This is a genomic window from Oceanimonas baumannii (genome assembly GCF_002245495.1).
Classification (GTDB): Bacteria; Pseudomonadota; Gammaproteobacteria; order Enterobacterales; family Aeromonadaceae; genus Oceanimonas; species Oceanimonas baumannii.
Genome location: NZ_NQJF01000006.1, coordinates 117,203 through 129,239 on the forward strand (window position 1 = coordinate 117,203; position 12,037 = coordinate 129,239).

At 55.7% G+C, this 12,037-nt stretch carries 13 protein-coding genes and 3 tRNA genes; 7 read left to right on the plus strand and 9 right to left on the minus strand.

What is annotated here, in order from left to right:
• Positions 1–85: 85 nt before the first annotated feature.
• The 5 genes from B6S09_RS08410 to mutY form a co-directional block, all read right to left on the minus strand.
• A tRNA-Phe gene (locus tag B6S09_RS08410) sits at positions 86–161 on the minus strand.
• Positions 162–195: 34 nt separating this feature from the next.
• Positions 196–271, minus strand: a tRNA-Phe gene (locus B6S09_RS08415).
• A gap of 34 nt (positions 272–305) precedes the next feature.
• Positions 306–381 (minus strand) — tRNA-Phe (locus B6S09_RS08420).
• A 94-nt stretch (positions 382–475) separates the two neighbouring features.
• Entirely contained in the window at positions 476–751 is a 276-nt protein-coding gene (locus B6S09_RS08425; RefSeq protein ID WP_094278057.1) for an oxidative damage protection protein, read from the minus strand.
• Positions 748–1,818, minus strand: a complete 1,071-nt coding sequence (gene mutY / locus B6S09_RS08430; RefSeq protein ID WP_166670295.1) for an A/G-specific adenine glycosylase — start codon at positions 1,816–1,818, stop codon at positions 748–750. The genes B6S09_RS08425 and mutY overlap by 4 nt, the downstream gene beginning before the upstream one ends.
• Positions 1,819–1,963: 145 nt before the next feature.
• On the opposite strand from mutY, the gene B6S09_RS08435 reads away from it, so the two are divergent.
• Complete coding sequence (locus B6S09_RS08435; RefSeq protein ID WP_094278058.1) at positions 1,964–3,142, plus strand: aminotransferase-like domain-containing protein; 1,179 nt, start codon at positions 1,964–1,966, stop codon at positions 3,140–3,142.
• 76 nt (positions 3,143–3,218) lie between these two features.
• Here B6S09_RS08435 and B6S09_RS08440 read toward each other — a convergent pair whose 3' ends face one another.
• Entirely contained in the window at positions 3,219–4,406 is a 1,188-nt protein-coding gene (locus tag B6S09_RS08440; RefSeq protein ID WP_094278059.1) for a M24 family metallopeptidase, read from the minus strand.
• Positions 4,407–4,723: 317 nt separating this feature from the next.
• Here B6S09_RS08440 and B6S09_RS08445 point away from each other — a divergent pair, with 317 nt between their 5' ends.
• Entirely contained in the window at positions 4,724–5,995 is a 1,272-nt protein-coding gene (locus B6S09_RS08445; RefSeq protein ID WP_094278060.1) for a dicarboxylate/amino acid:cation symporter, read from the plus strand.
• 37 nt (positions 5,996–6,032) lie between these two features.
• Here the strand turns inward: B6S09_RS08445 and B6S09_RS08450 are convergent, their stop codons facing one another.
• Positions 6,033–6,464, minus strand: a complete 432-nt coding sequence (locus tag B6S09_RS08450; protein ID WP_094278061.1) for a PACE efflux transporter — start codon at positions 6,462–6,464, stop codon at positions 6,033–6,035.
• Positions 6,465–6,555: 91 nt separating this feature from the next.
• On the opposite strand from B6S09_RS08450, the gene B6S09_RS08455 reads away from it, so the two are divergent.
• The gene (locus B6S09_RS08455; RefSeq protein ID WP_094278062.1) at positions 6,556–7,446 is read left to right on the plus strand and encodes a LysR family transcriptional regulator; all 891 of its coding nucleotides are present in this window, start codon (positions 6,556–6,558) and stop codon (positions 7,444–7,446) included.
• On the opposite strand, the gene ygfZ is transcribed toward B6S09_RS08455, so the two are convergent.
• Entirely contained in the window at positions 7,428–8,336 is a 909-nt protein-coding gene (gene ygfZ / locus B6S09_RS08460; RefSeq protein ID WP_166670303.1) for a CAF17-like 4Fe-4S cluster assembly/insertion protein YgfZ, read from the minus strand. The two genes, B6S09_RS08455 and ygfZ, sit on opposite strands and share 19 nt — an antisense overlap.
• Positions 8,337–8,448: 112 nt before the next feature.
• Between ygfZ and B6S09_RS08465 the strand changes: the two genes are divergently transcribed.
• Positions 8,449–8,712, plus strand: a complete 264-nt coding sequence (locus B6S09_RS08465) for an FAD assembly factor SdhE (protein ID WP_094278178.1) — start codon at positions 8,449–8,451, stop codon at positions 8,710–8,712.
• Positions 8,681–9,064, plus strand: a complete 384-nt coding sequence (locus B6S09_RS08470; RefSeq protein WP_094278064.1) for a protein YgfX — start codon at positions 8,681–8,683, stop codon at positions 9,062–9,064. The genes B6S09_RS08465 and B6S09_RS08470 overlap by 32 nt, the downstream gene beginning before the upstream one ends.
• On the opposite strand, the gene nadB is transcribed toward B6S09_RS08470, so the two are convergent.
• Entirely contained in the window at positions 9,052–10,677 is a 1,626-nt protein-coding gene (nadB, locus tag B6S09_RS08475; RefSeq protein WP_094278065.1) for an L-aspartate oxidase, read from the minus strand. The two genes, B6S09_RS08470 and nadB, sit on opposite strands and share 13 nt — an antisense overlap.
• A 183-nt stretch (positions 10,678–10,860) precedes the next feature.
• On the opposite strand from nadB, the gene rpoE reads away from it, so the two are divergent.
• Positions 10,861–11,439, plus strand: coding sequence for an RNA polymerase sigma factor RpoE (rpoE, locus tag B6S09_RS08480; RefSeq protein ID WP_094278066.1), 579 nt, complete (start codon positions 10,861–10,863; stop codon positions 11,437–11,439).
• Between the two features lie 12 nt (positions 11,440–11,451).
• The gene (locus B6S09_RS08485; protein ID WP_094278067.1) at positions 11,452–12,018 is read left to right on the plus strand and encodes a sigma-E factor negative regulatory protein; all 567 of its coding nucleotides are present in this window, start codon (positions 11,452–11,454) and stop codon (positions 12,016–12,018) included.
• The last annotated feature ends 19 nt before the right edge of the window (positions 12,019–12,037 follow it).

The following is a 12,037-nucleotide window of genomic DNA, read 5'->3' on the forward strand; positions in this document are numbered from 1 at the left end:
TGGTTCCTGTGTTGCTAAAGCACGTCTGCTCTTGGTGCTGTTTTTCGCGGATACAAAAAAGCCCCGCATAAGCGAGGCTTTAAGATGGTGCCCAGAGGCGGAATCGAACCACCGACACGGGGATTTTCAATCCCCTGCTCTACCGACTGAGCTATCTGGGCAAACTGGGCTTTTACTTGAAAAGGCACCGAAAAATGGTGCCCAGAGGCGGAATCGAACCACCGACACGGGGATTTTCAATCCCCTGCTCTACCGACTGAGCTATCTGGGCAAACTGGGCTTTTACTTGAAAAGGCACCGAAAAATGGTGCCCAGAGGCGGAATCGAACCACCGACACGGGGATTTTCAATCCCCTGCTCTACCGACTGAGCTATCTGGGCAACGGGGCGTCATTTAAATCGATTGCCCCCGGCAAGTCAACCGCTTTTTCCAGGGGCTGTGTGCGTTAGCTCAAGGCTTGTACAAAGCGGCGATTTAATTGCCGGAAGGGGGGGTGTAACCCTCAATATTGACGTCGGCACCTTCAAACAGGTAGGCGACCATTTCTTTTTCCAGTAGCTGACGATGCTCGGCATTCATCATGTTCAGCTTTTTTTCGTTAATCAGCATGGTCTGCTTTTTCTGCCATTCAGACCAGGCTTCCTTGCAAATGTTGTCGTAAATGCGTTTACCGAGTTCACCCGGGTACATCTGAAAATCCAGACCTTCGGCTTCCTTTTGTAAACGCTGGCAAAAAATGGTGCGGCTCATGATGTCCTCTTATGCAGTTGCGGGTAGGCGAGCAGCTTCTTGGTGGCGGCTGCCAGGCCAACCGGTGCCGGTTGGTGCAAGTTATACCAAAGACGTTCGTTATTCTCCATGACCTCGGCGGGAATGCGTGGTAATTGCACCCGCCAAGGGCTGATATCCAGGTGAAAGTGGCTGAAGGTATGACGAAATCCGGGCAGGGGCTCCGGGCTGTCAGCCTCGGGAAGCCGTGTCAGCCAGCGCTGCATTTCAGCCTCGCCGGTAAATTCGGGAAAGCAGTAAAGACCTCCCCACAGCCCTTGTGGCGGGCGCTGAACCAGCAGCAGCTGGTCACCACTTTGCAGCAGCAGAAAACAGGCCTTCTTCTCCGGCTGTACGGTTTTTTTTGGCTTGGATTCGGGAAAGGCAGTGGGTGTGCCCAGTGCCAGTGCGGTGCAGTCGTCATTGACCGGGCAACGCTCGCAGGCGGGTTTGCTGCGGGTGCAAATGGTTGCGCCCATGTCCATCATGGCCTGGTTATACTGGCTTACTCCGTTGCCGGGAGTAAGTTCGGCCACTTTGTCCCAGAGGGCATTTTCTACTTCTTTTTTACCCGGCCAGCCTTGCTGACCGAGCCAGCGGGTCAGTACCCGTTTGACATTGCCATCGAGAATGCCGTGATGCTGGCCAAGAGACAGCGACAGCACAGCACCGGCGGTGGAGCGACCAATGCCGGGCAAACCGAGCACTTCTTCAAAGCGCTCGGGAAAATGTCCGTGGTAATGATCGCGGATTACCTGTGCCGCCTTGTGCAGGTTACGGGCCCGGGCGTAGTAACCCAGACCGGTCCATAAGTGCAGAACCTCATCCTGGTCGGCATTGGCCAGGCTAACCACATCGGGAAAACGTTCCATAAAACGCTGGTAGTAGGGAATGACGGTGGCAACCTGAGTTTGTTGCAGCATGATCTCCGACACCCAGACCCGGTAGGGCGTTTTATTGAGCTGCCAGGGCAGGGTTTTGCGACCATGTACATCATGCCAGGCCAGAATGCGCTGAGAAAAAGAAAAGCTGTTCACAGAGGTGGTCATGTTGTTGTGCATGGCCGAATTCGACCACAAGCCGATGCCGGGTGCAATGTATCTGTTTGTTTATGGTTTGTTATTGCGGCGATTTCTGATACAAAAGAAAGGTTTTGTTGGCGCCCGCCACATGTAGTAATTCAGAGAGACCCCTATGCAGCCGTTTTTTGCCAAGCGCTTTGCCAAGGTAGAGCCTTCCTTTATTCGAGAAATACTTAAAGTTGCCGTCAACCCGGAAGTTATCTCTTTTGCCGGCGGCCTGCCCAATCCGGAATTTTTCCCCAATGAAGCACTGGAAGTAGCTACTGCCAAGGTGCTGCAGAACAAGGGGAATGGCGCGCTGCAATATGCCGCCACCGAGGGCTTTGGCCCTTTGCGGGAATACATTGCTGCCCGCTACCAGACTCAGCATGGCATGACGGTAAATCCGGATAACATTCTGATCACCAACGGCTCGCAGCAGGCGCTGGACCTGCTCGGCAAGGTACTGGTAGATGAAGGTGCCAAGCTGATCATTGAAGAGCCGGGCTATCTGGGAGCCATTCAGGCGCTGTCGGTCTATCAGCCCGAATTTCAGGGAGTGCCCCTGAACGACGATGGTCCGGATCTGAATGCACTGGATGCTTTGCTGGCCGAGCCCAATCACGCCCGGGTTATGTACGGGGTGACCAACTTTCAGAATCCGTCAGGCCTCAGCTACAGCCTGGAGAAGCGCAAGGCGGTAGCCGAGCGGCTGGTGCGCCACAATATGCTGATGGTGGAAGATAACCCCTACGGTGAGCTGCGCTTTGAGGGTGAGCATTTGCCGCCCATTGCCAAACTGGCACCGGAAAATGTGGTGCTGCTGGGCTCCTTCTCCAAGGTGGTTGTGCCCTCTTTCCGTCTGGGCTGGATGCTGGTGCCTGACTGGCTGCGCCAGAAGATCACCATTGCCAAGCAAGCCTCGGATCTGCACACCAATGGCTTTGTGCAGCAGGTGCTGTACAGCTATCTGCAGGATAATAGCCTGGACGCTCATATCGATCGTATTCGTACTGTGTATGGCGAGCAGAAAAATGCCATGGAGCAGGCGCTGCTGCGTCATTGCCCCGGACTGGACTTTACTCGTCCGGAGGGAGGCATGTTCCTGTGGCTGCGTTTGCCAGAACATATCAGTGCCATGGAGCTGTTTAATCTTGCCATTAAGGAAAACGTGGCTTTTGTACCGGGTCAGCCTTTTTATGTGCGGCCGGATATTCTTAATACCGCGCGTTTCAGTTACTCCGGCGCCGACGCTGCCACCATTGAGGAAGGCATCAGCCGGTTCGGCAGGGTCATCCGGCAAGTTCTGTGATAAAGAGGCCGGAAGGCCTCTTTTTATTTCTGCGGTTCAGGCCGACTGTTATCCGTGCAGGCATACCTCCGTTGGTTCACTTTTTTACCAACAGCTGGCGGGGATAGTTGCACAGGGTTTCTCCGCCATGGTCGGTGATTACGATGCTTTCGGTGGTTTCCATGCCCCAGTCCTCCAGCCACAGGCCAGGCATAAAATGGAAGGTCATGCCGGGCTGCAACAGGGTGTAATCGGTATTACGCAGACTCATGCTGCGCTCTCCCCAGTCGGGCGGATAGCTCATGCCGATGGGATAACCGCAGCGGGCACCTTCCCGATCAAAACCGTATTCGGCCAGCGTGGCGTTAAGCGCATCGGCGATATCGGCACAGCGGTTGCCGGGCTGAGCGGCCGCCACTCCGGCTGCCAGACCGGCATTCAGGGCTTCTTCGGCCCGTAGAAAGTTATCTGTAGGGCGGCCCAGATAAATGGTACGTGACAGTACACAGTGATAACGGCGGTGGCACCCGGCCAGTTCCAGAAAGGTTCCCTGATCCCGGCAAAAGGGCCTGTTGTCCCAGGTCAGGTGGGGGGCCGATGCATCCGGGCCGGAGGGCAGCATGGGCACAATGGAAGGGTAATCGCCAAAGTGCCCATCATGTCCTTCCATCGCCACCCGGTAAATTTCTGCTACCAGCAGGTTTTTGGGCAGGCCAGGCTCTATCATTTCCAGCGCGGCAGCATGCATACGCTCCACAATGCGGGCGGCAATGCGCATATATCTTAGTTCCGTATCGGACTTTACCGCCCGGCACCAGTTCACCAGAGCGGTGGCGTCCACCAGCTCGGCTTCGGGCAGGTTTTCCTGCAGCGCCAGCCAGGCGGCGGGAGTGAAATAAACGCTGTCCATCTCAACACCGATACGCCCGCAGGCCCACTCATACGGCCTGAGGAACTGATTGGCCAGATACTCCATGGCGTTCATCGGCGGGTTCATCACATAGTAGTCCGGATACCAGAGAATATTTTCTTCCTGCAGCCAGACGGTGCGGCGGGCACCGTTTGCATCCATCTGACGGCCGTACCAGACGGGCTCGCCACTCATGCTGACAATGGCGGCCTGCGGTGTGTAAAAAGACCAGCCATCGTAGCCGGTGAGCCAGGCAATGTTAGCCGGGTCATGCACGATCAGGGTCTGAATATTCCGTTCATACATGGCCGCTCTGACGTTGGTCAGGCGTTGCTGATATTCCTCGCGGGAGAAGCTGGGGATTTGTGTAGCCATGATCTGTCCCTGTGATGGTGGCGGAGTTAAGCACTGAACGTCAGGCTTGAGGACTCATTCCAGTACAGTCAGCGGGGTTGCCGGTGTCAACCTGTAACCGGCGGTGAGGGGGAGCGACGAGAAGCTATTACATTTTTTTGATGTTTTTACATTTACTTTGTGATCTGTGTCACGCAGGAGTGCCGGGAGAGGATCATTGTGGTTGCCGTGCTGTTTTTTGAATGTAAAATTCTGTCGCTTACGGAACGAATGGTTAACCTATCTACAAAAATAATAAACAGCAGATAAATACTTTGGCTTTTTCTGAGGATGTAGAAATGAAAGGCTCTCTTTCCGCCCGGATCTTCACCGGGCTCTTTGTCGGTCTGCTGATCGGCAGTGCAATTCAGTACCTGTTTGCAGACGTGTCGTTGCTTAATGATGGTCTGGTCAGTCTGGCTGAAGGTTTGGGCGGCATGTTTGTCTCGCTTATCAAGTTGATGGTGGTTCCTCTGGTGTATATCTCCATTGTGACCGGTATCTGCGAGCTGCGGGACATTGCCAGCTTTGGCCGTCTGGGTAGCCGTACTTTTGGCCTGTATATCATTAACACCATATTGTCGATTGCTGCCGCCATTCTGGTCGGTGTCATCTTCCAGCCCGGTCTGGGTGCGACCTTGCCTCATGGTGCCAGTGGTGCCGTTGAGCTGACGACGACCGAAACGCCGGATCTGGGTGCCATGCTGGTGAATATTGTGCCCAGCAACCCGGTGCAGGCCTTTGCTTCGGGCGACATGCTGCAAATCATCTTTATGGCAATCCTGACCGGTCTGGCGATTCAGGGCCTGGGCGCTACTGCTGCGCCGGCGGCCCGCGCTTTCCGGATGGCCAATGAAGTCATGATGAAACTGGTTGGTCTGGTGATGACCCTGGCTCCCTACGGTGTGTTTGCGCTGATGATTGGTCTGGGAGCCACACTGGAAGCGAACACCCTGATGTCGGTGGCCGGTTATGTGGCCATGGTGGTGATGGTGCTGGCGTTCTGGATTCTGGTGGTTTATCCGCTTGCCGTGTGGGCTACTACCGGCATCAAGCCCGGTGTGTTTCGCAAGGCTACCCGTGAGCAGCTGTTGTTCTCACTGTCCACGGCCAGCTCCAATGCGACCATTCCGGTGACTATGCGCACTCTTACCGAAAAGCTGGGTGTATCCCGCGCTGTGGCCGGTTTTGGTGTGCCCTTGGGTGCCACCATTAATATGTCTGGCTCGGCCATTTACATTACTCTGGCTGCGTTTTTTGCTGCCAATATCTCCGGCACGCCGATACCTTTCGGTGACCTGCTGACCGTAGGCATCACCGTGCTGCTGATGTCGGTAGGCGTGGGTGGTGTGCCTGGTGGTGCCGTGGTGATGGCCGGTGTACTGTTGCACCAGATGGGCTTGCCGGTGGAGGCCATGGCTATCGTTATGGCGGTAGACCGTATTAATGACATGTTCTGTACGGCTTCCAACGTGGTGGGCGATACTGCTGTTAACACCATCGTGGCCAAGATGGAAGGCAACCCGGACAGCATTGACGATGCCGAGGCTGAGCCCGTCCGCGGCAAGTAACATCAGATGTAAAAAAACCGCCGAAAGGCGGTTTTTTTTATTCGGTCTGAGGAGCCGGGTGAGGCACCGGAAAAATGCGGTCGTAGGCCAGGTTGTAGAAAAAGGCGTAGACCAGATAGAAGGCTGCCATCGCAATATCCATTTTGAATGCTTCCCACAGGCTGATGCTGAGGTACCAGGCAATCATCGGCAAAAACAGCAGCAGCAGTCCGCCCTCAAACAGCAACGCATGAAAGACCCGCATTAACGTGCTTTTTCGTACACTTCCCTGCCATCTAAGTAGCGCGTGATCAAACTGCAGGTTGTAAATATAGTTCCAGACTGTGGCGATTACTGAGCCCACCAAGGCTAAGACGCCCATCAGCTGGAGCTCAAAGCCAAAGACCAGACTGGCCAGCGGGGCGAAAATCACCAAGCCCAAAAGCTCAAAGCCAATGGTGTGGCGAATGCGATCCTTGGTTGTACGCATGAAAACTCCTTCAGAAAATGCGTTGCTAATAACGCTATTCTATCTAGTATTGTTCTATTAAAAAGTCAGTAAGTATCGGTTTTGGAGATAGATGAGTTTCTCCCTTGAGCAGTTACAAGCCTTTGTCACCACCGTGGAGTCTGGCTCCTTTTCTGCGGCAGCGCGGCGTCTGAACAAGGCCCAGTCGGTGATCAGCACGGCTGTCGCCAATCTGGAAATTGATCTGGACAATACGCTGTTTGTGCGTAGTGGCCGTTATCCGCAACTTACCCCGGAAGGGGAGCGCTTGCTGGCCGAAGCCCGGGTTATTCTGGAACGATGCGAGCATTTTCGCGGGGTGGCCAAGAGCCTGGGAGAAGGGGTGGAAAGCCGGCTGGTACTGGCGGTGGATGAGCTTTATCCCTCCGAGCAACTGGCGGTGCTGATGGACGAATTTGCCCGCCGTTTTCCTTCGGTAGAGCTGGAACTGCTGTTTCCCCTGATGGAGGACGTCAGTCGCCTGGTGCTGGAGGAAAGGGCCGATCTGGGTATTATGTGGCGGCAGGAAATATTACCGTCAGCACTGAACTTTCATGCCCTGGGACGGGTGCCGTTAAAGCTGGTTTGTGCGCCGTCCCATGCGCTGGCCGGGCAGCGGATTGGCTGGGAGGAGCTCAAGCGTTATCGCCAGCTGATGGTCGCGACCCGCAATGACAGCGAGGAAAAAGTCCGCCTGCGGGTGGCTGCCGATGTCTGGTGGGTGGAAAGTCAGTGGGTCATTGTGGAGCTGGTTGAACGGAATCTGGGCTGGGCTTTTGTACCTGAGCATGTGGTGGCCGAGGCGCTGTCCAGGGGCAGCCTGGTGTCGCCGGCACTGGAGTTTGATGATCAGGACTGGCCGGTCGCCTTGGAGCTGGTATGGCATAAACAGCGACCGCTGGGTAAAGCCGCCGCCTGGCTGAAGGCGGCGGCGGTGGGGGCTGCTCAGTCCTCCAGCCGGTAGGGCAGGGGCAGCAGCTGCAGGCGGCTGTCTGGCTGATCCTTGATCCTCAGCACGGTATTGCTGTCCAGATCCTTGTTCAGCACCGAAGTCAGCACGCATTTATCGTCTTGCTGGTATACGTTCAGCACGGTGCCGGCCCGCCGCCAGTTCTCACCCAGCTGAAGTTCCAGATCCTGATTGACGGTCACGTCACCGGTAACGGTACCTTCAACCACAAACATGGCCTTTTTATTGGCACCGCGATATTTGGCCCGGGCCACGGTTTCCTGACCCATATAGCAGCCCTTGTTAAAGCTGATACCGCCAATGGCCTGCAGGTTGAGCATTTGCGGAATATAGTCTCCCTGATGCTCTGCGCTCATATCGGGCAGCCCGGCCTGGATCATCAGTCCTTGCCACTCTTGTTCATCGCCGGCCGGCAAGTCAGGCAGAGTAGCGCCCTCAGGCAGCACCAGCAGTGCATGCTCGGCTGCCACCGGAATAATGATGCCGCCCTGCCAGAGGTTGCTGTCGCCGGCTTCATGGCTCAGCCAGTGCGAGAGGCCTTCGCCGGCCAGACCGTATACCTGCCACCGGTCGCTGACTTCTTCAATATCGGTTTTTGAGAAGACCGCAAATTTTTTCAGCTCCGGCAGCTGGCGTGCCAGCAGTGACTGGTTCAGCACCAGCAGCAATTGCTCGCCCAGGTTGGCCACCCAGAACGAGGCCCAGAGCTTGCCCTTGCTGTCGCAGTGGCCGCCCGGGCCGGCGTCGCCGGGTGCCAGTGCTGCAATATCGCAGGTCACCTGGCCCTGAAGGTACTTCACCCGCTCTTCGCCGGTCAGGCTTATCACGGCTCTGTCGGTCAGCGGGTAGAGTTTTGGAGAGGAAGCGATGGTCAACACGGGAATACCCTCTGTTTCATTCTTAAAGTGTGACCCTCATGGTAAAGACGGCCAAGTTATTTGTCAGTACTCATTCGACCTTATACCATGAGCTTTGTTTTGCTAGATGGAAGCCGACATGCTCACAAGCACTGATAAACCCCGCCTTATCTGGGCATGCCGACGGGGCATGCTGGAGCTGGACGTGATCCTTGGCCCCTTTGTGGAGCACGAGTATGACGCGCTCAGTGATCCAGAACAGGCTACCTTCCGCCGCCTGCTGGAATGCGATGATCCGGATCTGTTTGCCTGGTTCATGGGGCATGATCGCTCCGGGGATGAGGCCCTGCAGGCCATGGTGAACTACATTCTTGAACGCAACCAGATTCGCAATCAACGCTGAGCCTTCACAACTGCACCGGCTGTATTTACTGGGGCTGGCGCTGAGTTTGTGGTTACCGGCCTCGCTGCTGCTGAGTGCCGACAGATTGTTCTGGTTCGCTCCCGGCTGGCTGCTGGTGGTGTTGCTGATGTGGCGGCGCAGCCGGTATTACCGGCTGGCGGGAGAGTTTAATGCTGGTGTGCTCAGCCTGAATGGCCGCAGCGGCAAGCTGTCTTCATACAGCCGGGCAGGGCCCGGCTTTTTATTGCTGGTGCTCAAGGGGGATCCCTGGCCGCCGCTGTGGATATTTCAGGATGCCGTGCCCGATGCGGTGTACCGGCGTCTGACACGGCAACTGCTTTATGAAGGCTGATGCCCGTTGTAGTTTGCCGGGGTCAGTACCGTGGGCTGCGGGTGCTCGAGCTGGTCGGGATAGTCGAGCGTGTAATGCAGTCCGCGGGACTCTTTGCGCTCCATGGCCGACAGTACGATAAGCTCTGCCACTTGCGCCAGATTACGCAACTCCAGCAAATTGTTGCTGACGCGGAAGTTGGCGTAATACTCCTGAATTTCCTGCTGCAACAGTTCAATGCGGCGTTTGGCTCGTGCCAGCCGCTTGTTTGAACGCACGATGCCGACATAGTCCCACATAAACAGCCTGAGCTCATGCCAGTTATGATGAATGACCACTTCTTCATCAGAATCGGTGACCTTGCTTTCATCCCACAGTGGCAGCATGGGTGGCTCCGGGGTGGTCGCCAGGTTCGCCAGCATATGCTCGCCGGCAGCCCGGGCAAATACGATGCATTCCAGCAGTGAGTTGGATGCCATGCGGTTGGCACCGTGAAGGCCGGTATAAGACACTTCCCCAATTGCATAAAGGCCATCAATGTCTGTCCGACCCCGGCGATCTACGACCACCCCACCACAGGTGTAATGGGCGGCAGGCACCACCGGCATGGGCTGACGGGTGATGTCTATGCCTACCTTGAGACAACGCTCATAAATGGTGGGAAAGTGTTTGATGATAAAGTCGGCGGGCTGGTGGCTGATATCGAGATACATGCAGTCGGCACCCAGACGCTTCATTTCATGGTCGATGGCGCGGGCAACAATGTCCCGCGGGGCCAGCTCGCCGCGCTCGTCAAAATCGGGCATAAACCGGCTGCCATCCGGGCGCAGCAGGTGAGCACCTTCCCCGCGCAGCGCTTCGGTCAGCAGAAAGTTGCTGTCGTCGGGATGAAACAGGCTGGTGGGGTGAAACTGATTAAACTCCATGTTGGCAACCCGGCAACCTGCCCGCCATGCCATGGCAATGCCGTCACCGGAGCTGACATCCGGGTTGGAAGTATACTGATACACCTTTGAGGCACCGCCGGTGGCCATGGCCACGAACTTGGCGCGTACCGTTTCTACCCGTTCCTTGTTACGGTTCCAGACATAGGCCCCCAGCACCCGGTTACCGGGTTGCCCCATTTTTGCCGTGGTGATCAGATCCAGCGCATTCACCCGCTCCAGTACATGAATATTGGGATGACGCTGTACCTGCTCAATTAACGTGGTCTGTACAGCCCTGCCGGTGGCGTCGGCGGCATGAAAGATACGTCGGTGGCTGTGACCACCTTCCCGGGTGAGGTGATAACCGGTTTTGCCTTGCTCTGACTCTTCGGTATCAAAAGGGACTCCCTGACCGATCAGCCACTTGATGGCATCGGGAGCATTGCGGGCAGTCAGTTCAACAACATCTTTGTCGCACAGGCCTGCGCCGGCAATCAGGGTATCGGCAACATGGGATTCAATGCTGTCGGTTTTATCAAAGACGGCGGCGATGCCGCCCTGAGCATACAGGGTAGCCCCTTCGGCGAGCGGTCCTTTACACAGCACGTGCACCCGGGCATGACTGGCCAGTTTTAATGCCAGTGACAGGCCGGCGGCACCGCTGCCAATGATGAGTACGTCGCAGAGGTATTCAACGGGATCCTTCATAAAGTATCATTGGCTCGAAATGGAGAGAGTCCTTGCATGTTATCCCATGAGCTCCTTGTGCGCAGCCGTATTTGGCTTTTCCAAATGAGTTCAGAACTTTTTCCCGGCATTGAAGTCCATTAAGGTACGCTTGTGACGGGTTGGTGGTCGGGCACCGGAATAATCGGAGGTTACACGGCTCGTATGAGCGAAAATTTGACTGATCAGCAATTGATCGAGCGGGTTCAGCGGGGCGATAAAAATGCATATAACCTGCTGGTGAAAAAATATCAGTACAAGGTAGCGAACCTGGTGTCCCGTTACGTGTCCAACCCCGGAGACGTACCTGATGTGACTCAGGAAGCCTTCATCAAGGCTTATCGGGCATTGCCCGGATTTCGTGGTGACAGTGCTTTTTTTACCTGGTTGTATCGCATTGCCGTGAATACTGCGAAGAATTATCTGGTGTCTCAGCGGCGACGTCCTCCGGGGGCCGATGTGGATGTGGATGATGCTGAGCATTATGGCGGCGGCGACGCGCTGAAAGAGCTGGCATCGCCGGAACGTATTATGTTGACCGAAGAAATCCGCCGGGCGGTATATGAGACGATAGACAGCCTGCCGGATGATCTGAAAACGGCAATTACATTGCGGGAACTGGAAGGGATGAGCTACGAAGATATAGCAAGTGTGATGGACTGTCCGGTGGGCACGGTACGCTCACGTATTTTTCGGGCGCGGGAAGCAATAGACAAGCGGGTCACCCCCTTGCTTCGGAGTTAACGGGGAAGTGTTATGGCTAATAAAGAGCAAATATCGGCACTGGTAGACGGGGAAATTCAGGACAGGGTGTTGCTGGAAGACGTTGCCGGCAACAGGGAACTGGCTGATGCTTTTGGCCGATATCACCTCTATGGTGATGCCATGCGCAACGAGTTGCCAGCGCAGTTACCCTTTGATTTGAGTGACAGCATTGCAGCAGCACTGGATAAGGAGCCGGTACTGACGGTTACCCGTGACAGTAGCTCTGCTCCGGAGCGGAAAAATGACAGCAATGTGGTGCGCCCGGCATTTGGTCTTGGCCGCCTTAAACCCATGTTTCGTCATGCCGGGCAATTTGCTATTGCCGCATCGGTATCGGCGGCGGTCATTTTTGGTGTGCAGCAATACAGCCAGCCGGAAGCCACTCAGTCTCCGGTATTGCACACTTTGCCCATGAGTGGCGGTGCGGCACCGGTCAGTCTGAATTACCAGTCTGAAAAACCGTCCCGCAGCAGCGAGCAGCAGCGTCTGGAGCAGGAGCAGCGCATTAATGCTCTGCTGATGGATCATGAACTGCAGCAACGGCTGCGTCAGCACTGAGGTAGTGGTTTTTGATGGT